Origin of the sequence: Brevibacillus sp. SKDU10 (genome assembly GCF_001645205.1) — a bacterium.
GTDB lineage: Bacteria > Bacillota > Bacilli > Brevibacillales > Brevibacillaceae > Brevibacillus_B > Brevibacillus_B halotolerans.
This window is the reverse complement of record NZ_LSSO01000167.1, coordinates 23,870-48,114: the sequence shown is the minus strand read 5'-3', so window position 1 is coordinate 48,114 and position 24,245 is coordinate 23,870. Positions and strand designations below refer to the sequence as shown.

At 40.9% G+C, this 24,245-nt stretch carries 5 protein-coding genes; all 5 read left to right on the top strand.

The genetic code is table 11. The annotated features are described in order from the left end of the window. The first annotated feature begins 21 nt into the window (after positions 1 to 21). Complete coding sequence (locus tag AYJ08_RS13885; protein ID WP_064018228.1) at positions 22 to 6,087, top strand: SDR family NAD(P)-dependent oxidoreductase; 6,066 nt, start codon at positions 22 to 24, stop codon at positions 6,085 to 6,087. Positions 6,088 to 6,116: 29 nt separating this feature from the next. Continuing rightward, entirely contained in the window at positions 6,117 to 7,406 is a 1,290-nt protein-coding gene (ectB, locus tag AYJ08_RS13880) for a diaminobutyrate--2-oxoglutarate transaminase (protein ID WP_064018227.1), read from the top strand. Positions 7,407 to 7,427: 21 nt separating this feature from the next. Beyond that, positions 7,428 to 8,396: a 2,3-diaminopropionate biosynthesis protein SbnB gene (locus AYJ08_RS13875; protein ID WP_064018226.1), complete on the top strand. Its 969-nt coding sequence runs from the start codon at positions 7,428 to 7,430 to the stop codon at positions 8,394 to 8,396. A gap of 27 nt (positions 8,397 to 8,423) precedes the next feature. Then, on the top strand, positions 8,424 to 16,187 hold the full coding sequence (locus tag AYJ08_RS13870) for a non-ribosomal peptide synthetase (RefSeq protein ID WP_064018225.1): 7,764 nt from the start codon (positions 8,424 to 8,426) through the stop codon (positions 16,185 to 16,187). 223 nt (positions 16,188 to 16,410) lie between these two features. Beyond that, entirely contained in the window at positions 16,411 to 24,171 is a 7,761-nt protein-coding gene (locus tag AYJ08_RS13865; protein WP_064018224.1) for a non-ribosomal peptide synthetase, read from the top strand. Positions 24,172 to 24,245 lie beyond the last annotated feature (74 nt).

The window sequence follows — 24,245 nt, the reverse complement described above, 5'->3', positions numbered from 1 at the left end:
GCTGGAAAAGAGGGGAGATAAGTGAAGAAAAAATTACTGGATTTAACCGGGGTGAATTTAACACAAAAAGACGAGCGTACGGTTGTTCAGATGAAAAGTGTGAAAAAAAATGACATCGCTATAATCGGAATCTCTGGACGCTTCGGTGAAACGCAAAATTTGAAGGAGTTTTGGGAGACATTACGTAATGGAAACGATTGTATTCGTACGATCCCAGAGTCACGACAAAAGGATATTGATCGATTTATTAACCATGTTCAGCCACATATCCAAAAGCGGTATTTACATGCTGCCTATTTAGAAGAAATTGATCAGTTCGATTATCAGTTATTCTCGATTTCACCTAAAGAAGCTAGTTTAATGGACCCTAATCAACGTCTATTTTTAGAAGAAGCATTCTCAGCAATTGAAGATGCTGGTTATGGCGGTCAAAAAATTATGGGAACCAGAACAGGTGTTTTTGTTGGTTATAGCGCAGATGCAGACTCAGGGGAGGACTATAAGCAATATATTAAAAATGTTGCTCCAGCTCTGTCTGGGGCAGCCATTCCCGGTAACATAAAGTCTATCATTGCGAGCAGAATTGCCTACACGCTCGATTTGCACGGGCCAAGTATGGTAGTGGACACAGCTTGTTCTTCTTCTTTGGTTGCTGTTCATCTGGCGTGTCAGGCGATCATTAATGGTGAATGTGATATGGCTCTTGCAGGGGGAGTCAAAATTATCATGCTTCCCTTAGAAGGAGACTTTAATTCAGGAATCGGCATTTCTTCACAAAATGGACGAGCGAAAACCTTTGACAATCGATCAGATGGAACTGGCTTTGGCGAGGGTGTTGGCGTTGTAATGCTAAAAGCCCTTGATCAGGCTATACAAGATAAAGACCATATTTACGCCGTAGTCAAAGGCAGTGCTTTCAACCAGGATGGTCATTCAATTGGAATAACGGCGCCTAATTCACTAGCGCAGGAAGACGTGATTGTCAGGGCTTGGAAACATGCAGATATAGAACCGGCGACTATTCAATATATTGAGGCACATGGGACCGGGACCTCACTAGGTGACCCTATTGAAATTAATGGGATTCAGCGAGCTTTTGCAAAGTATACAAATCAGCAGCAATTTTGCGGTATCGGTTCGATAAAAACGAACTTTGGGCATCTCGACCATGCAGCAGGAATTGCTGGTTTACTCAAAAGCATTTTATCGCTAAAACATAAGGAACTTCCTCCTACAGTTAATTTCCAATATCCCAACCAAAAAATCCTGTTCGACAGTTCACCGGTCTATGTTAACGACTGTCTAAGGGAATGGGAATCGAATGGGCATCCGCGTCGTTGTGGAATCAGTTCATTTGGCTTGAGTGGTACGAACTGCCATATCGTCTTGGAGGAAGCGCCTGCACCTAAGCTGCGTCCTCAATTATCAGATCAAGCATCTAAGCCACACATTTTGTCCCTCTCCGCAAAAACTGAGGATGGACTGCGTCAGCTAGTGGATGCTTACATTCAGTATATGGAGAAAAATGAAAAGGTAAGTATAACTGATCTTGCCTATACGTCTAACACAGGCAGAGGACATTATGAATCGCGATTGGCGTTGGTAGTGCGTGATCGTACTGATTTAATAGAAAAGCTTTCCTTATGTAAAAAGGAATTATTTGCAACGGAGGAGCGGATTGGTTGCTATTCGAATTCATTTAAGATCATACATGATCAGAAACCAAACCGAAGTGAAAAAGAGATTACGGAAGCAGATATCAGACAATTGAGCGAACAGGCAAATGCTTTAATTAGTCAGCTTGTTATGGCAGAGTCTTCCGAAGTGCTTCTTCATCAGTTGAGCCAATTATACGTCCGTGGAGCAGAGGTGGATTGGGAAAGACTGGTGCAGAAAGAACATGCTCATAGGATAAGTCTTCCCGTATATCCATTTAATCGTAAGCGGTGCTGGGTGGAGCCGGAAGCCGTAAATTCTTACCCGCTTATAAAAAGATCAGAAAAAGAGCTTGATTTGCCTCTGCTAGATCGATTAGAAGCAGAATCCATTGATACTATTATTTATGCAACTGATTTTCATGTAGATAAACACTGGGTGCTGCATGAACATATCGTCAATGATAAATTTGTTGTGCCGGGAACTACGTATCTCGAAATGCTGCTTGAAGCCTGCTATCAACAAATACCAACTAGACAAGTGAAAGTAGAAGATATTGTTTTCCTTGCGCCATTCATTTGCGAAAAAGGAGAGTCTCATAAGGTCCAGACCATTTTAAAAGAAAATGGACAAGCTTATGACTTTATCATTGCCAGTCGTTACAACGGAGAGTGGGTGCGGCACGCTCAAGGGAAAGTAATAGTTGGCTTAGATGATCATGCTCCGTTGTTACAACTTGAAGAAATAAAAAATAGATGCAGCATCGAGCGCAAAGAATTTATTCAATACGAAGAGGATTTCTCTGGTTCAGGGGCTATCATTACAGGACCTCGCTGGAATAATGTGCAGCAGGTATATGTTGGTGATGGTGAAGTGCTCGCACACTTTAGTCTGCCAGAACGCTTTGCAGCAGATATAGATTTGTATCATTTCCATCCTTCTCTGATGGATAATGCTGTTAACTTAGCGATTAACACAGTTAGTCAGGATTTTTATCTGCCGTTTACCTACCGTATTTGTAAAGTGTACAACACAATGCCCAGCAGATTTTACAGTCATCTCAGACTAAAGCCTGATCAGTCTGAAAGTAAGGAAATTATTAATTTTGATGTGACACTAGTAAATGAAGAGGGCGTCGTATTTGCAGAAATTGAAGATTATGCGATAAAACGTGTACACCAAATGGATTTGGGAGTAAACAAAGCAAAAAATGCTAGCTTTTATTATGGCTTGCATTGGATTGAGAAGGAAATAAATCTTAAAGATGAGCGCTCCAAAGATATGGGGACTGTACTTATCTTTAAAGATGAGACAAGCATTGGTGAACAAATGATTCAAGCATTTGATTCCATGGGCAGGCCGTGGATTCAGGTTGAATGGGGAGCCAAGTTTGAAGAGCTTGACCAGCGCACTTATAAAATAAACGGCCTTCAATCCGACTATATGACTTTAATCGGATTACTAAAAGAAAGAGGCATTACTCAAATCGTGCACTTGCTATCTATTGTGAAAAAGCAGGATGTCAACGATCTTGTGGACTTGGAAGAAACGCAGAAAAGAGGCTATGAGAGTCTCGTTCGCCTGACGAAAGCTCTTTTAGAGCATAACATTCATGATGAGATAGAGATTTTGCTTGTAGCTCCATATGTATACGAGTTGAATGAACAGCAGGAATACATTCAGCCGCATCACGCTACCTTGTTCGGATTGGGAAAAGTGGTAACGCAGGAGTACCCGCATCTATTGTGCAGAGCAATCGATATTGACAAATGGACTACTGCAGAAACCATCCTTGCTGAACTAGGGAGTAAAGACAAGGATTATCTTGTGATGCACCGTAAGGATCAACGATTTGTAGAGGAATTCTGCGAGTGGAATTTAGATGATATTGCAGATGATTCTATCGAAATTCGCGAAAATGGAGTTTATTTACTTACAGGTGGTCTTGGTGCAATTGGGCTCGAAATGGCTAATTATCTTGCTTCGCAGGCTTCTGTCAATCTTGTATTGATTAATCGCTCTTCGTTGCCAAGTAGAGAGCTTTGGGATCAAGTAGAAGAGAAGTCCCAGCCAAAATTATATCGACAAATCACAGCTATCCGCCAGATTGAAGCGTTGGGAAGTCATGTCACGGTTCTAAGCGCCGATATTAGCGATCAGGATGAATTACAAGCTGTACTTGCTCAAGTTCGGTCACAATTTACGACGATCAATGGCATCATCCATAGTGCGGGTGTAGCTGGCGAGGGATTTATCCTGCGTAAAGAGGAAGCTAGTAGCCAAGCGGTGTTATCTCCAAAAGTAAAGGGTACATGGTTATTAGACCATCTGACGAAAGGTGATCAGCTTGATTTTATGGTACTGTTTTCCTCCATTAACTCACTGTACGGTGGAGTTGGACAAGGGGACTATGCGGCTGCCAATGCTTACCTAGATGCATTTACTTCCTATCGTAATCGCCATTCTGGGAAGACATTGACTATCAATTGGGCGGCATGGAAAGAAGTAGGGATGGCTGTAGAATACGGAGCTAATCATGATGTAGGATTCTTTAAGTCCTTGTCAACTCATCATGCCATCCAAGCATTTCAGCAGGTTTTGCATAAGCAATTGAAAAGAGTAACCATAGCAGAAATCAATTATGATAACACCTCTGAACATTTGGATGCTCTATCATTTAATCTCGCAAACCCAATTAAAACCAAATTGGCAAAAATGGGGAGATTAAAAGATAGAAGACAAGGAGCAGTACCATCCCAAGGATTACCAGACATTACGTTGCTAGGGCGTAATGCTGGTGAGAGTTATTCTGCCAATGAGCGATTATTAGCGCAGGTTTTTTGCTTGGAATTAGGACTCGATGAAATAAATATCTATGATGACTTCTTTAGTCTCGGCGGAGATTCTATTATTGCCGTCAAGATTGTCAATTCGGTTCAAAAGTATCTGAATAAGAATATTGGGATAAGTGAAATATTCCAAAACTTAACGATTTTTTCACTTGCGGCACATCTTTCTTCTCAAGAAGAGGGTACGAAAGAAAGCACCAGCTCTGAGCAAGCTACAGAAGCATCGAATTTGGTGCCGAAGTCAGAGGAAGGAATTGAGCTAACGGGTATGCAACGTCATATCTACTTCCTTCAATCCTACAATCCTTTGATGACTGAACTTACCCTATTGATTGAACAAGAGCTTTCTTCATCTATTGACATTGAGTTGTTTCAAAAGGCGATTGACGTAGTTACTCAACAGCACGAGGCTCTGCGGACAATTTTCCGTGAAGAGAATGGACTACCCAAACAAGTTATTTTGCCAGCTTTGAGTGTAGAGACAGAATATGAGGACCTCTCCTATGAGTCAGATGCACATCAATTAGCTAGAAGAAAGCTGAAAGAAGCTAGAATTCGAGCTTGCGAGCTTTCAAAGTCAACATGGCGTCCCATTTTATATCGTTTACCAGAAAAGAAAACGCTCTTTGCTCTCATTATCCATTCACTGATTGCAGACCAATCAAGTTCTGAGTATATTGCGAGTGAGATTCTTCAGGTCTATCACGCTCTAAAAGAAACTAAACAAATAGTGCTTTCACCAGAGGGTAGCTATATCTCCTGGATACACGATCAGCTTAGCTGGGAAAAGAGTGAAGGATTTCAATTAGACCAGGCATACTGGCAACAGGAATTACGGAATCCACTTCCTCAATTAAACCTAGCAACAGATTTTCAACGTCCTAAGACTCCAAGCTATCAAGGAAGCTTTTTTCCTTTTCAGGTAACGGATAAAGAGGTCTATACATCCATTCAAGAAGCAATCAAACGAATAGATATTCCTTTGGAAACCTATCTATTGTCAGCCTATTATCTTCTGTTACACAAGCTTACTCTTGATACGGACATCATCATAGGGATGACAGCTCGTCACCAAGGCCATTCAGATAGCAATGAAATGGTGGGAGCACTAACGAACATCTTCTGTATGCGTGTGAAGATAGAAGAAACAGATACAATCCAAGCGTTATTTGCCAAGGTAGAAAAAACGAGAATCGCCGCTACTACACACAGTCGTTACCCATTTGATGCTCTTGTCGCCCAGGTTAATGCCAATCGTAGTCAACGAAGTCCGATCTTTTCTACGATGTTCCAATGGCATGAATCAATGCCTGCTAGAAACGATGGTGTAAGTTTGTATGATCTAAGCTTGGTAGGCGGAGCTGACACAGAACAACTGGATTTTAGATTCGAATTTGATGTGAATCTTTTCAAAATAGAAACGATAAGTAAGCTAGCCGACTATTATTTGAATATCTTGTATGAAATCAGCAAGAGTGGTTTGCGCATTCCTGACGTACAGCTTTTGTCCCAAAATCAGATGCAGGAATGGAAAGAATCACAGGTATCAAGCATCATGGGAGAGTTTGAATTTAATTTCTAACTTATAAAACAAACTAGAGGAGAATCTCTATGCTTACGCAACCAACTTCCATATTCGAACAACTAGAGTCTAATGTCCGTTCTTATTGCAGATCCTTTCCAGATGTATTTATAAAAGGAAAAAACTCAACGATGTATACCAGATCAGGAGCAAAGTTCATTGATTTCTTTGCAGGAGCCGGGGCTCTCAACTACGGGCATAATAATGATTTTATTAAAAAAAAGCTTATCGATTATTTAGAAGGGGATGGGCTTGCTCATGGTCTAGATATGCATACCTCTGCCAAGGAAAGTTTTTTGCAGACCTTTGATGAGTTGATTCTTCGTCCCAGAAATTTGGAATATAAAGTAATGTTTTGTGGTCCAACGGGAGCAAATGCGGTAGAAGCGGGACTAAAGATCGCCCGCAAGACGAAGCAACGCTCAGGTATTTTTGCTTTTACAGGTGGCTTTCATGGTATGTCTTTAGGTGCTTTGTCTGTTACCGCCAATAGCTACAATCGGCAGGCGGCAGGTGTTGATTTGCCTCAAGTCACATTTATGCCGTTCCCTACTGATTTTACGTTCGATACGATTGAATATATGGATAAAATGCTTAGCGATAGCCATTCGGGCATTGCTAAACCAGCCGCAGTCATTTGCGAGACGATTCAGGCAGAAGGGGGCATTAACGTTGCCCCTATCCAGTGGCTTCAACGATTACGCCAATTGTGTGACAAGCATGATGTGCTGATGATTTGCGACGAGGTTCAGATTGGATGCGGTCGAGCAGGTTCCTTCTTCTCATTTGAAAGAGCGGCCATTGTTCCGGATATTGTCGTACTTTCCAAATCTATCAGCGGTTATGGTCTACCAATGTCTCTCCTGCTGTTTAAACCAGAATTAGATATCTGGCAACCTGCGGAACATAATGGAACATTCCGCGGTAATCAACTAGCCTTTGTTGCTGCCGAGGCCGCCTTACATTACAGAGAGCAAGAACAATTAGAAGCAGAGGTTCTACGTAAAGAAGGGTATGTAAAGCAATTCTTACATGAGCAGATTGCTAGCCTGCACGACCAGATTGAAGTTCGTGGAATGGGATTAATTTGGGGTGTGGATGTGGCTAAAGCTAGTGGTTCAGATGTAAACGCTGCGAAAAAGATAGCAAAACGCTGCTACGAGCGCGGTTTAATCATCGAGTGTGTAGGCCGCAATGATACCGTGGTTAAGCTTCTGCCTCCATTAACCATTGAATGGGATGAATTACAAAAAGGCTGCGCTATCTTGCAAGAATCAACGAGGGAGATCTTGAACGGTTTAGAAACAAGCAAGATGTAAAAAGGGAGAGGAGATTACCGAATGAGATATCTACATGAAAAGGACTTGCTGACCATCGGAATTAACTGGGCTGAAACGACTTCTGTTATTGAACAGGCAGTGAAATGCTTACAGCAGGATGACTTTTCCCAACCAATAAAACCTTATTTACGCTATGGACAAGAGCAAAATCGAATTATTGCTATGCCTGCTTATGTAGGCGGTACGATTAATCAAGCAGGGATTAAATGGATTGCTAGCTTTCCAAATAATATTCATCAAGGTATTCCACGAGCGCACAGTGTCACTATTCTAAATAACGCAACGAATGGGGTTCCAGAAGCCATTGTTAACACAGCATTACTTAGCGTTATTCGTACTGCTTCTGTCAGTGGAATGATTATGAAACATTATGATGACGTTCGCAAGCAAAAAGATATCACGGTTGGCATTATCGGCTGGGGTCCGATCGGTCAATATCACTTTAAGATGGTCACTTCATTACTGGGAGATCGAATTAAAAATATTTACTTATATGATCTCAAGCCAATTGACATCACATCGATTGACCCATCTGTGAAAGAGAAGGTTATCATTGCAAAGGACTGGAAAGAAGCCTATCAACATTCGGATATCTTCATGACATGCACAGTCTCTAAAGCACCATACATTGATGCAGCACCAAAAGCAGGCTCACTTCTACTCAATGTTTCGTTACGAGACTTTACTACAGAGATTTTCCCGCATGTAAAAGGCTCAATTATTGTAGACAACTGGGAAGAGGTATGTCGGGAAAAAACGGATATAGAGTCTATGCATTTGCAATGTGGTTTGCAGAAAGAAGACACAAAATCGATTATTGATGTGGTTTGTCATAATGCCATATCTAGTTATCGTGAAGATCAGACTATTATGTTTAATCCTATGGGGATGGCTGTTTTTGATATTTCGATAGGGCATTATTTTGTGAAAAAAGCAGAGGATTTAAAGGTAGGACAACTATTGGAATAAACATAGCATGTAAAAAGGGGGATTCCAATGAGCACCAATTTTTTGCATAACATTTTACTTGCAAGCGGGCAATTTGAGCAAGAACGCTCCTACTGGCTTCAGCACTTGGAGGGTGTCGCTGATTTTAGTGGTTTCCCCGTTGAAACACGCCCCCTTGCCAATAAAGTAGAGGACATGAATTCAGTCAGTTATCCAATTCCACCAGCGATAGTGGAAAGGATTATGCGAATGAGTAACAACTCAAACTACGGCATATACATGTTTCTGCTTGCGGGGATCAAGTATCTATTGTCTACATATCAACAGCGTTCCGATATTATTGTCGGAATGCCTGTTTTTCAACAAAAAGAGGGTGGTAAGCAGGCTTTTTCCAATGTCTTGCCGATCCGCAGTTCCTTAGATCGTTCCCTAACCTGGAAACAGGTGCTTCCTACATTAAAAGCTACGATAGCCAATGCAGTGAAACATCAAAGCCTGCCGCATCATTTAATTGCTAGCTTATTGGGGATGTCAAATGAGGAAAAAAGCAGACCGATCTTTGGAACCATCGTTCTGCTAGATAGCATACATGATCAAGCAAGTGTAGAGTCTATTCCTGCTGATATGGTGTTTTATTTTAAAAAACAAGATAAGGGTCTCATTCTCCAATTAGATTATCACCCAGCTCTCTACAGTGATGAGGGTGTTGGACAGCTAGTGAATCGTTTGTTTGTTGTTTTGCACTTGATAACCAGTAAAACGGGGGATTCACTGCAAGCAATGGATCAACTCCTCACGCATTGGAATGGGTTACTGACGGGTGTTCCTACCTTACAGCTACCATTGGAGCATTCACTTTTACACCATGCCCCAAACAAATGGGGAAATATTGAATTTACTCTTTCAAATGAGGAAAGCAAACAACTTACAAAACTAGCAGAAATAGCTGGTAGCTCTCTTTTTGTTACGCTATTGTGTGCCTGGCAATTGCTTCTGCATCGTTATACAGGTGAGAATGGCATTGTAAGCGGATGGATAAGACAGGATGATCCTAGCAAAGATTCTCCGCTCTCTATCTACAGTGACTTCTCTGGCAATCCCAGCTTCAATGAATTGCTTCTGCGTGTCCAGCGTACAGTAGACGCTATCGCTTTTGAGCAGGAATTTTCGGTCTATCGACAGTCTGCCTTTCAGATTTTATTTGTAACGGGTGAGATAGATGAACCATTCTGGAGTGATGATACAGAGCTTGCTCTTGCTATTTCCCAGCGAGAAGCAGGTTTAGTAGGGACCATCATTTTTGATGCGGAACGCTTTGGAGAGGAAACGATCAAACGCTTAACAGGGCATCTAACTACAATGCTTAGAGATATCATGGTTCACCCGGAAACTTCGATTGGGCAGGTTTCTCTGCTAGATGATTCCGAACGTAACCTACTTCTTACGATTTGGAATGAGACGAATATTCCATTTCCTAGTCAATCGCTTGTTCAAGAGTTATTTGAAGAGCAGGTTAGACGATCTCCAGACCACATCGCAATTATTGACGGAAAAATTCAGCTTACCTATCGAGAATTACATGAGAAATCCAATCAGATGGCTCATCGACTTCAACGATTAGGTGTGCAGCCAGACACGCTTGTGGGCATTAGCATGGAACGATCGCCAGAAATGATCATCGGCATTCTAGCGATATTGAAAGCGGGAGCAGCGTATCTACCGATTGATCTTACCTATCCTGAGGAGAGAATTTCCTTTATTATCAAGGACTCTCAATTATCTGTGCTGATTACGAAACAGTCTCATTATCAACAGTTTTCAAACTATGATTTGACACTAGTGCTACTAGATAGCGACGATCAGGATCTTGATCAGGAAAGCTTATCAACACCTAATAGCAACGCTACGGCTATGAATATGGCCTATGTTATCTATACCTCTGGATCAACAGGTATCCCAAAAGGGACAAGGATTACACATCAGGGGATTGTTCGTCTCGTAAAAAATCATTCCTATATAGAATGGGAGCCTAGCGATCGTTTAGCCCAGATTAATAACACATCCTTTGATGCATTTACCTTTGAGCTATGGGGGACGCTACTGCATGGTGCGACGCTTGTGCTTATTGCGCCAGACGTTGTTCTATCTCCGTACGCTTTCCAGAAAGAGATTCATCGTTATGGGATAACCGTGATGTTATGCACGACTGCCCTGTTCAATCAATTTGCAGGGGAAAGTCCTGACATGTTTACAAATATGACGGTTTTATTCGGGGGAGAAGCGGCTGATGCGAAATGGGTAAGAGTAGCCTTAGAAAAAGGTAAGCCGAAGAAGCTGATTAATGTTTATGGTCCGGCAGAATGTACAACGTTTACTACGACCCATCATGTTACGCAAGTCCCTGCTGATGCTTTATCAATTCCAATCGGGAAGCCTATTGCTAATACCCAGGTCTATGTTCTCGATCAATATTTACAAGTCGTCCCGATCGGAGTTCCAGGTGAGCTGTATGTGGGAGGGCCTGGTCTTGCCCTAGGGTATTTACATCGACCTGATATCACAAATGAACGCTTCATAAAGAATATATTTTCTTCAAACGAAACGGATCGTTTATATAAGACTGGGGATATTGTTCGGTACTTGCCAGATGGGACTTTAAGCTACATCGGACGCAAGGATGACCAGGTGAAAATTCGCGGATTTCGAATTGAATTAGGTGAAATTGAAGCCGTTTTGGGGCAGCATCCAGAAATTCGAGATGCCGTAGTAATCATGCGAGAAGATCAAAATAGCAACAAGCAACTGATTGCTTATTTTACTACCTACAATCAAGAGATACTTCCCGCTAGTGAGCTTCGCAGCTATGCAGAGAAGAAATTGCCAGTGCATATGATCCCTGCCACGTTTATTTATTTGGATCATGTACCGGTTACTCCAAATGGGAAAGTAGATCGAAAAGCATTGCCGGCTCCTTTGATAGAACGAGAGGAAAGCAATACACCGTTTATTGAACCTATTACAGAAACAGAGGTCATTTTATCTGGATTTTGGAAAGAAATAGTAGGAATTGATCGCATTAGTATCATTGATGATTTTTTTAATAGTGGTGGACATTCTCTGCTAGCTACTCAGTTGTTATCAAGAATATACCATACGTTTCAGATCGAGATATCCTTGCGAACATTCTTTGAAAATCCAACGATCCAAGCAATGGGAAAACAAATTGACGAAATCATAGCTTCCGGAGAGCAATCTGTATCAGTTCCATTAGTTCCTGTTTCACGCGATAGTGATCTTGTCCTTTCGTATACACAGCAGGGAGTTTGGTTTATTGAACAGCTTGAGCCTGGAAGTGCAACCTATAATGTCCCAGTGGCAAATACACTCAAAGGGAATTTGAACATTGATGCTCTGGAGCGTGCAGTAAATGAGATTATTCGTCGACATGAAATTCTGCGCACCAGCTTTATCTCAAAAGACGGAAAACCTTATCAAGTCAGTTATCCATTCCAGCCTATTCGCATTCCGGTGATTGATATGAGTGACGTTGTGGCTTCAGAACGCCATCAGCGTATCATTGATATGGCCAATGAAGATGCTAATCGACCGTTTGATTTAACGAAATGTCCGTTGGTGCGTTTCCTATTATTCAAAAAAGATGATGAGAATTATGTCTTTTATTACACCATGCATCACCTTATTATGGATGGTTGGTCCTTACAGATATTTACACATGAGTTATCTGTTTTATATGAAGCATTTAGCCAAGGAAAACCGTCACCTTTACCAGAAATGCAGCTACAATATGCTGATTTTGCGGCATGGCAGCGTAAATGGCTAGATGGTAAATTGATGAATCAGCAACTAGCCTATTGGAAAAAGCAGTTGGCTGGAGATTTGCCTGTTTTGCAATTACCAATAGACCGGACTCGTCCGAGTGTAGCCAGTGGTGCAGGTCAGCGGGAGACGTTAGTTATGCCGAAAGAGCTTGTCACTAAATTACATGTTCTTTGCAAGCGTCAAGGTGTGACTCTTTATATGGCTTTGCTGTCAGCGTTTAAAGTATTGCTTAGTCGATATTCGGGCGAAACAGATATCCTAGTTGGTTCTCCAATTGCTAATCGGACACGCTTGGAGACTGAGGGGATGATTGGATTCTTTGCTAATACAATTGTATTACGCTCTCAATTGGCGGATAATCCAACATTTACTCAACTTTTAAAACAAGTGCGCGAGGTTACGCTTGAAGCGTTTTCCAATCAGGATGTTCCATTTGAAAAATTAGTGGAGGTATTACAACCTGAACGTACCAAAAACATCACGCCCATTTTTCAGGTGATGTTCACATTGCAAAATACTCGTCGCACAGATTTTAAACTCTCTGATGAGACGCTGATTCATCCGGAAATTGATAGAGGAACGTCTATGTTTGACCTTTTGTTTGATATCGCAGAGCATCCAGACGGCCTGCTGTTGGTAGCGGAATATAACATGGATATCTTTTTTTCTACCACCATTAGCCGGATGATGGAGCATTATCGAGAGCTGCTTGAATCCATTGTGGAGCATCCAGAACAACCTATTTCTGATCTTACTATGTTGACAAAACAAGAAAAGAAACAAATTCTCGATGATTTTAATAACACCACATGTGATTTTCCAATGGACAAAACGGTGCATGAATTATTCGAAGAGCAGGTGGAATGTCGACCTACTGACATTGCTGCGATACATCGGGATCAACAAATCACGTATGAAGAGTTAAATGCTCGGGCAAATCAAATGGCGCGGTTTATCCATAGAACTGGTTTGCAAAAGGAAGAGATTGTTGCTGTTTTCTTAGAACGCTCCATTCCCATGATGGAAAGTATTCTAGGGATTTGGAAAGCAGGTGGCGCTTATATCCCTATTGATACGGCCTATCCTATACAGAGAATTATAGGTATTCTCGAAGATTCAGGAGCAACGGTATTGATAACTACATCTAAATTTGTAACTCCTGAGATTAAACAAAACTACAAGGGCACCATTCTTTGCCTCGATGCTCAAATGGATGCCATCAATCAGGAAATGAAAGATAACCTCAGAGTGAGGGTTGAGCCTAATCAACTTGCTTATATCATTTATACATCAGGATCAACGGGCAAGCCAAAAGGGTCGATGGTGGAGCATATCGGACTTAATAATCATCTACATATGATGAAACAGCGGCTTAATTTGGGTCAAGATTGTCGAATCGCTCAAACAGCTTCTCACTGCTTTGATATTTCGGTGTGGCAATTTTTTACATCTATTATCTTAGGTGGAACGACCATTATTTATGATAATCAGATGACAATGGAGCCTGACTCTTGCATTGAGCAGATTATTCAAGATCGGATAAATATCTTCCAAGTTGTACCATCTGTTTTGTCCGTGATGCTAGATCATGTGGAAGAAAACAACTTATCGTTAGATTGTTTTCGATATGTAAGCGTCACAGGAGAAGCAATTAAACGTAGCCTGGTAGCGAGATGGTTCAAGCTCTTCCCGCATATTCCGTTAGCGAATGCTTATGGGCCTAGTGAGGCATCAGACGATGTTACGATTCATATAATAGATCAATTGCCTCAGAGCGAAATCGTTCCAATTGGTAAACCTCTGCACAATTTTAAGGTTTACATCGTGGATGAAAAAATGAATCTTTGCCCGGTTGGAATTAAGGGCGAAATTTGTGTGTCTGGTTTAGGGGTTGGACGAGGCTATTTACATGATCCAGAAAGAACCGCCAAAGTATTTATGGACGATCCATTTGCTCATCATAAAGGGGTACGACTTTACAAAACAGGAGATATGGGGCGTTGGCTTTCTGATGGAACACTTGAGTTTTTTGGGCGTAAAGATTATCAGGTTAAAATACGGGGATTCCGCATTGAATTGGAGGAAATTGAGAATCAGATCAACAATCATCCCAATATTTTAGAAACAGTAGTAATGGATATTGAGGATGCAAGAGGTCAGAAGAGCTTATGTGCATATGTGGTGCTAAAACAAGATATGCCAATTAATCAGTTGAAAAGTCATTTAGCGAATACATTGCCTGACTATATGATTCCAGCCTTCTTCGTAAAAATGGAGAAACTTCCCTTGACTACAAATGGGAAGGTAGATCGCAAGGCATTGCCAAAACCTGATCGAAATGTAATAGAAAGCAAATACGTAGCACCGCGTAACAAGATTGAAGAAAAAATAATTGCTATCTGGGAAAGCGTGCTTGATACGACTGGGATAGGTATTGAAGATCATTTCTTTGAAAACGGTGGTCATTCACTCAAGGCAACGACCGTCATCTCACGTATCAATAAGGAGCTGCAGGTAGATATCTCATTACGGGACTTTTTTGACAGACCTATCATCAAAGACTTAGCACAGCTAGTAGCGAGCAGTGGAAAAAAAGCTTATCCGATGATCCAACCTGTCAAAAAACAAGAAGCCTATCAGCTTTCTTCTGCACAAAAACGTATGTTTCTTGTAAATCTACGTGATTCAGAGAGTATCGCCTATAATATTCCGAATATGTTTATTATTAAGGGAAAACTGGACAAACAGCGTCTACATCAAGCCTTTCAAAAACTGGTGCAGCGTCATGAGATTCTTCGCACTGCTTTCGGGTGGGAAAGAGGAGAGCCTGTTCAATATGTTCAGGAGAAGCTGGAGCTAGACATAAAAGAAGTGACATCAACACACGAACAGCTTTACACCGTTGTGCAGTCACTTGTGGCTCCTTTTGACTTGAGCAAGGCACCACTACTGCGTGTTTTCGTGGTCACAGTAGAAGATGAATACCATGTGCTTGTCTTGGATATGCATCATATCATCATGGATGGGTCATCCATAGCCATTTTGTTAGATGAACTGGTGCAATTCTATCAGGAAAAGCAACTTCCAGAACCAAGAATTCAATACAAGGATTTTTCAGCTTGGCAAAACAAGCTACTGGCGTCTGATGTCATGCAAAGTCAAGAAAAATACTGGTTAGAGCAATTTAGCGGTCCATTACCTGTGCTTGGATTGCCAACAGATTATCCACGTCCGTCTGTGAAAAGCTTTGAGGGTAGTTTTGTTGAGTTCTTTGCTGATAAAGAATTGACGTTAGGATTGCGTAACTTGGCTAGCTCTACAGGTACAACACTTTACATGGTGTTACTTGCTGCCTATCACGTGCTGCTATCAAAATATGCTCATCAGCAGGATATCATTATTGGAACACCGATTGCTGGTAGACATCATGCAGATTTGGAAAAGGTAATCGGTATGTTTGTCAATACATTGACCATCCGTTTACAATCTGATACGCAGCAGACATTTACCGAGTTCCTGCTTATGGTTAAGGAGCACGTGTTACAAGCCTTTGATCATCAGGATTATCAATTTGACATGCTCGTAGAAAAGCTAGATGCAGCAAATGATGAGTCCAGGAATCCGTTGTTTGACACCATGTTTATCCTGCAAAATATTGAGGAGCCTTACATCACAGAAGGTAATGATGCTACTGATAAGCTATCCATATCACGCTTTGATTATAAATATCGTATGTCTAAATTTGATGTAAGCGTCATTACGATAGAAGCTGATGAGGAGTTAGTATTTCAATTTGAGTATGCCAATACATTATTTACAGAGAGTACGATCAACATTCTCGGAGAATCCTTTCTTAAGCTGCTAACGATAATTGTTAATGAAGCGGGGACAAAATTAAGTGATATAGAGATTGCTGAATCCTATGACTTAATCGAAATGGATATTTCTGATCAATTGGATTTTCAGTTTTAAATAAAATGGATTGGAAGTAAGACCTTGGGATAAAAACCATGGTCTTACCTTTCTTCCTTATTTTATTATAGTATTAGTGAAAATTTTTTAATTGTATGATATTGTTAAGTCATGGAATTTTTTGGCGTATGTAAAATTTTTCTTTTTTCATCAACTTCTTTTTTTATAAGTACGTTTATGATCTGATAGAAGGCCGACACGAGTACAAATGGAGTGGATGTATATGGGGGAAACAATGAAGATTGACAAAGCGAACGTCGAAGAAATTTTGGGATTAACGCCTTCTCAAGAAGGGATATTATTTTACTATTTATATAATCTTGAAAGTAGAGAGTATTATGAACAGTTGTCGCTGAATTTGGAAGGCAGTGTTCAACCAGAGCTAATGAAACAAGCATGGGATTACATGGCCCAACAGAATGAGATGCTACGTACTATTTATCGGTGGGAAAACTTAGAAAAACCAGTGCAGATCATTTTAAAGGACAAGCCCGTTTCTTTTAAACAGATTGACCTGTCGACAGTGCCTGCAGAACAAAAATTGGAGAAGCTTGCCAACGTAAAGCAACAGGATCTCCAGGAACCCTTGCATCTACATATCGAGCCATTCCGTGTTACTTTATGTAAATTGATGGACAATCAATATGAAATGATTATTACGAATCATCATATTTTGTATGATGGCTGGAGTAATGGTGTTTTACTGAACGAATTTTTTCAAGCTTATCATAATCTTAAAGCAGGACAGGAACAGACGGCAAAAGAGAAAAGTAAATTTAAGGATTTTATCAAATGGAGTCAGTCTCAGCAGAAGAAGGAAGAAGTTGTTTTATTTTGGAAAAACCTGCTTGATGGATTCGACACAAAATCAGACGTACTTGCACGTAAAGAATATAGTCTTGAAGCTACGAAACAGGGGAAAAGCTATACATATGGTTTCACACAAGGCTTGACCAAACGCTTACAAGCATTTGTCCAAGAGCAGAATATTACGATTGCTTCCTTTTTTTATACCGTTTGGGGCTTGGTATTGCAACGCTACAATAACAATCAGGACGTTGTGTTTGGCGTAACGAGTTCGGGACGTACAGCACCGATTAAAGGGATCGATCAAATGGTAGGTCTCTTTATCAATACACTACCGTTCCGTGTACAAAACCTTTCAGACGAGACAATTATCGATCTGCTGCAAATGGTTCATCAACAAGTGAAAGCCCGAGAAGCTTTTGAAGCAATTCCACTTGTTGATGTTAAAAAATGGACCCAATTGGATAATCAGGAGTCAATATTTGATTCTATTATGATCGTTCAGAACTACCCGATGGATTTTAGTCTGATGAACAAATTTTCCGATTTGTCAGTACGGTCCTACGAAATGAACGAATTAACCAACTATCCGCTCTGCTTGGAAATCGTCATGAACGAGGATGTAGAATTACGAATTACTTATCACCAAAATCGCTTTGACGAATCTACCATCGAGCGTATTGCTGGGCATGTGCTACAAATGACAGAAGGGATACTAAGCGATTCAAATGCAAAACTCTTCTCGATTGAGATGATGACTCCTTTCGAGAAAACATTGATCCTTGAGAAGTTTAACGATACAACAGCAGAGAATCTACAGAAGCAAACTATTCATCAGTTATTTGAAAATCAGGTTGAGCGTACCCCAGATCAAGTTGCTATCGTCTATGAAGGGGCGCACCTTACATACCGTGAGTTAAATGATCGAGCAAACCAATTGGCACGTACTCTGAGAGCAGAAGGAGTAGGTCCTAATCAACTTGTTGGTATTTTGGTCGAGCGTTCCTTGGACATGATGGTTGGGCTACTAGGAATCCTGAAGGCAGGGGGAGCTTATGTCCCGATTGATCCAGTGTATCCAGAAGAGCGCATTCGCTACATGCTAGAGGATACGGGTGCCAAACTGGTAGTGGCACATAGTCATTTACAAGAAAGAATCACCTTTGCTGGAAAATGTATCGCTGTGGATGAAGAATCTTCCTATCAGGATCTCACAACCAATCTTGAACCGATTAGTACCCCATCTGATTTAGCCTATGTTATGTACACATCAGGTTCAACAGGTAGGCCTAAAGGAGTCATGATTAGTCATCAATCAGTTATCAATCAGGTGGATGGCATTACGGATCGAATTGATTTTTCTCCAGGGAAGTCGATCCTTTGTATTACGACGATTTCATTTGATCCATTCATTTTGGAAACGTTCCTTTCGCTAAGTAAAGGGGTAAGGGTTGTCATAGCTAGTGAAGCTCAACAGGCTGATCCAAAAGTATTGAGTGAAATCATTTGGAAAGAGAAAATTGATATGCTTCAAATGACACCTCCTCGTATGCAAATGTTATTGTCTTCCATGCATGGCACAGAGCGTGTCAATTGTTTAGAGGGAGTTCGTGAAATTATGCTGGGTGGAGAAGCCCCGCCTGTTTCATTGCTACAAACCTTGCGTACCTACACGGGGGCACGACTGTATAATATGTACGGTCCCACGGAAACCACTGTTTGGTCATCTGTAGCAGAAATAAAGACAGGAGAGGCTATCACAGTCGGTAAGCCGCTTATGAATAAATACTTCTATGTTGTAAATGCTCAAAATCAGCTTCAACCAATAGGTGTGGCAGGTGAGCTATGCATTGCGGGTGAAGGACTAGCAAGGGGCTACTGGAACCTTCCAGAATTAACGGCTAAAAAGTTTGTAGAAAATCCATTTGTGCCGGGGAGCCTGATGCATAAAACAGGTGATTTGGCAAAATGGCTCCCAGATGGAACCATCGAGTGTTTAGGGAGAATCGATCATCAGGTTAAAATTCGAGGCTATCGCATTGAGCTTGGAGAAGTAGAAGCACAGCTTGTGAAAATAAAAGAAGTGCGAGAAGCTGTCGTAATCGCGCGGGAAGATCATGATGGGACCAAGCATTTGTGCGCTTATTTTGTGGCGGATAAGCAATTAACGGTAAATGAACTAAAAAGAAGCTTGTCGTCTGAGCTTCCTAATTACATGGTTCCCTCTTATTTTATGCAGTTAGATAAATTACCTCATTCACCAAATGGAAAGATTGATCGTAAGTCTCTCCCTGCTCCAGAGGGGATTAGCATCAACACAGGAGTAGAATATGTAGCGCCTCGTACAGAGCTAGAACTCAAAATGGTGCAAATCTGGAGTGAAATTTTACAGATGGAAAAAATAGGAATTCATGATAATTTTTTCGAACTGGGTGGACATTCACTTAGAGCATCCCAATTTGTCTCGAAATTACGAAAAGTCTCTGACAAACAGCTTTCGCTACGAGCAGTATTCCATACACCAACCATTGCAGAATTAGCGTCATTGGTAGAAAGTGAAGCATCTATAGCGTACGGGCAAATTGAAAAAGCACCTGTACAGGATTATTATCCGATTTCTTCTGCACAGAAGAGATTGTTCGTGTTAGATAAAATGGAACAGGGCTCAACAACCTATAATATGCCAGGAATGATCACACTAAAAGGCAATGTAGATCGTAACCGAATGGAAAAAGCATTTCATGAATTAATTGATCGCCATGAGGCTTTACGGACATCCTTTCATTTTATAAATAATGAGGTTGTTCAACAGATTCATTCGAAGGTTAACTTTTCCATATCCGAACACTCGTTATGGGGGAATATGGATGAAGAAATAGGTCAGTCTGAATTGATCACACAAATAGTAGAAGCCTTTGTGCAGCCGTTTGATCTACAACAAGCACCACTCTTAAGAGTCAAGCTGGTATATATAGAGAAGGAAGAATATCTACTTTTGTTTGATATGCATCACATCATTTCAGACGGTTCAACGCTTGAGTTATTTATCGAAGAGTTCATGAGCTTATATGCAGGCGAGTCATTACCTGAATTGGCTATTCAGTATAAAGATTATACGGTTTGGCACAATTCACAGATATCCTCAGATGAATGGGCTAAAAATGAGCAGTATTGGCTGTCACAATTTGCTGATGAAATTCCAATCTTGCATCTTCCAACCGATTTTGCCCGTCCTCCATTAAAAAGCTTTCGTGGAGATTCTGTATGGATGGGGTTGAATAAAGAAGAGACTGCCGCCATAAATCAATTTGCCTTCGAAAACAACGTAACTCCATTTATGGTGCTTCTTGCAGCATATCATTTCTTACTGGCTACATATTCAGGACAAAATGATCAAGTGATTGGATCGCCAATTGCAGGAAGAACACATGCTGATTTGCAAAACGTAATGGGGATGTTTGTAAATACGTTGCCGATTCGTAATCGTGTAGATCAAGAGGATAGCTTCGTTTCCTTTCTTGCAAGAGTGAAACAAAACGTATTGCTAGCATATGAGCACCAAGAGTATCCGTTTGAGGAATTGGTCCAAAAGCTGGATGTTGAACGGAATGTAGACAGAAACCCAGTGTTTGATACTATGTTTATTTTACAGAATATGGACAGCAAAGAGCTGGCATTAGAGGATATTTCCATTAGCCAATTGGAGTTTCCAAATAAAACATCTAAATTTGACCTAACCCTTGAAGCAAAAGTAAGGGAAGGACGATATCATTTCCGTCTGGAATACTGCAAAGACTTGTTTCTCAAAAGAACGGCAGAGCAACTATTAAAGCATTTTATCCATTTCGTGCAAATGGTTACGAAGAATCCTGATTTGACGCTTGAAAGTTTGGAATTATTGTTGCCTGAAGAAAAAAATCAGCTTCTCGTTGAATTTAATGATACGGCAATGTTCTATGACAAGGATAAAACAATTCATCAATTATTTGTTGAACGTGTAAAGCTAACGCCTAATCAGATCGCTCTCATGTGTGAAGAACGATCGCTAACGTATCAGGAATTAGATGACAGGGCTAACCAAATTGCTCATTATTTACTTGAGCATCATCGGGTACAACCGAATCAATTAATTGGAATCCTGATTGAACGATCTGAATTCATCTTAATCGCAATGCTTGGAATTCTAAAGGCAGGAGCCGCCTATGTACCAATTGATCCCGTATTACCCGATGATCGAGTCAAGGTAATCGTAAATGAAGCAAGCATAAGTGTTGTCCTATCCACTTCGCGTTTTATCCATCAACTTAATGCGTTGCAGTGGGAATGTCCAACTTTAGATACCTTTGTCTGCCTTGATAAAGATGAGATTACTTCTATAGACTCCACCCATACGAACGATCTGATTGATCAGAAATTGTGGAATCATATCGGTTCAGTTGGAAATGATGAGATTTCAATTGGCGGCTGGGTAAGCAGTTATACAGGACAGCCCTTCTCTTTAGAGGAAATGAGTGAGTATAGTAAAAACGTGCTGCATAAGCTAAAACCTCATCTAAATTCTCAGACGAGAGTTTTGGAAATTGGATGCTCATCAGGTTTGACAATGTTTGAGCTAGCTCCATATGTTGGTTCTTATTATGGTACGGACTTATCTGATGTGATTATTGAGAAAAATAGGCAAAGAATGCTACGTGAAGGTGTTTCGAACATGAAGCTTGCCACTTTGCCTGCTCACGAAATTGACCAATTGGATGAACGAGATTTTGATGTAGTGATTTTAAATAGTGTCATTCAATATTTCCCTAATCATAATTATTTACGTTTTGTCCTAGCAAAAGCGCTAGAGCTGATGGGGAAAAATGGGGTTTTATTTGTTGGCGACATTATGGATTTGTCGTTGAAGGAAGAGATGATACGGTCATTAACGGAGCATAAGAAAACACAGATTCAAGATGATAAGCATCGTACAAAAACTGAATTTACAACTGAATTGTTTATCTCGCGTTCTTTCTTAGAGGATTGGCTATCGAAGCATGACGAGGTTAGACATGTGACTTTTTCTCAAAAAGAACACACCATCGAAAATGAGTTAACTCGATATCGATATGACGCTTTATTTACGATTGATAAAGTGTGTCTATCAGAGGATGCTTTGACGAAAAAGAATGTGAGCAATCAACGCAGACAACAACATGGTGCTTCTATGATAAATAGTCAGTCTACAGAAGCAATCAATACTTCAATAGACGCTAATTCGCTTTGTTACGTTTGCTTTACTTCTGGTTCAACCGGGAAGCCAAAAGGTGTAATGATTGAGCATCGCGGAGTCCATAATTTTATAGAAGCTGCTGTGAAAATCATGCCTTTCCAAGAGGGAAAAAGACTTGTCTCTGTTACGAATATTAGCTTTGATGTGCTAGTGCTAGAGACCTTTGTCCCATTGTTAAAGGGAGTTACTGTCGTGATCGCTACGGAAGGTGAGCAACGTGATCCTAAACGCTTGAGCAGGTTAATCATCAACAAAGAGGCAAGCATGATACAGGTCACTCCATCACGCCTTCAGCTTCTGATGAATGATAAGGAATGTCATCACAGCTTACACTTGCTTGAGGTCATTATGATTGGCGGAGAAGCTTTTTCAACTGTTCAATTAAATGGACTGCAAGCCATCACACAGGCCAAGCTGTTCAATTTGTACGGGCCTACTGAGACGACGGTTTACTCGGCGATTGCTGATTTGACCAATAAAGACACAGTAACCATCGGACAGCCAATAGGAAATACTAGTATCTATATTGTAGACAAACATTACAAGCTAGTCCCCCTTGGCGTTCAAGGAGAATTGTGTATAGCGGGTGATGGTGTAGCAAGAGGTTACTTGAACCAGCCTAAGCTAACCTCTGAAAAGTTTGTGTCCGATCCGTTTCATGCTGACAGTTCTGTTCGCATGTATCGTACAGGTGACATAGCAAGATGGTGTGAGGACGGAACGCTTGAATATTTGGGAAGATCTGATCATCAGGTAAAAATAAGAGGATATCGAATTGAATTAGGGGAGATTGAGCAACGCTTACAAAGCCATGATGAGATTACGGAAGCGATCGTTCTTAGTAGCGAGGATACGTTTGGCAACAAAATATTGATTGCCTACATTGTCGCTCACACCGAGCTTTCGGTTGCTCCTCTGCGTGAGTTTGTAAAAGAAGCACTGCCAGAATATATGGTTCCGGCGCATTTTGTTCAAATAGAGAAGATGCCACTTACACCAAGCGGTAAAGCTGATCGCAAGGTACTTGAAAATACGACATCCAGACTTTCTACAGGTACGGCATTTGTCGCTGCCTCAAATGAGATAGAGGAAGTGCTACTTACTATTTGGGAAGAATTACTTGGAGTCACTGGCTTTGGTGTTCACGACAATTTCTTTGACCTCGGTGGAAATTCTTTATTATTGGTGCGGATGCACAGCCGTGTGGATGAAAAATATCCCAATCATGTGACGGTTACCGATATGTTCACTTACCCATCGATTAGTAAGATCGCGAATCTAATTATGCATGGCGATAAGGAGCAAGCCAGAGCCTTTACACTACCAAGCATTTCTATGGGGCGAGATTATTTTGCTAGTAATCAGATGAGCGAGCCGGGTTCTATATTTGAAGCAGAATTAACATCCGCCGCTGTGCTGAAATTACAGCGATTGGCGGAAGTAGAACAAGTGAGCATAGACGATGTATTTGTCGCTGCTTATGCATTTTTGCTATCGCAAATTAGTGGGTCCGAGCAATTGTCTGTTCAGCTACTGATGCAAGTGCCTAATCAGTTTATGTCACTAGATGTAGATATAAGCTCAATGACTAATTTTTCTGAGTTGTTCCGCTATGTTCATCAGAAGCTAAAAGCAGAAGAGGAGATCAAGGTATACGAGGCAGATAGGCTTTCTGGACTTGTTATGTCCAAGGAACCATTTACTGTTACTCCGTTACTTTACCGAAAAGGACTTGCAACGAAGCGCAGTGAGATAAATGACATATTTGATATCCTGCTCGAGATCGAATCAGGTAGCAACTATATCAACTTCCGTCTCGACTATCAGCCTCAAAGGCTTAGAAGCGAAAAAATGAAAGAACTACTTCATGCTTATATGAAACTCCTTGCAATGATCTTAGAAAATTAGTAACTTTTGACAGGATCGGTATTTTCAAAAAGATTGTTGCCTGATTCAATCCGTGGCAAGTATCGAGGGATCAG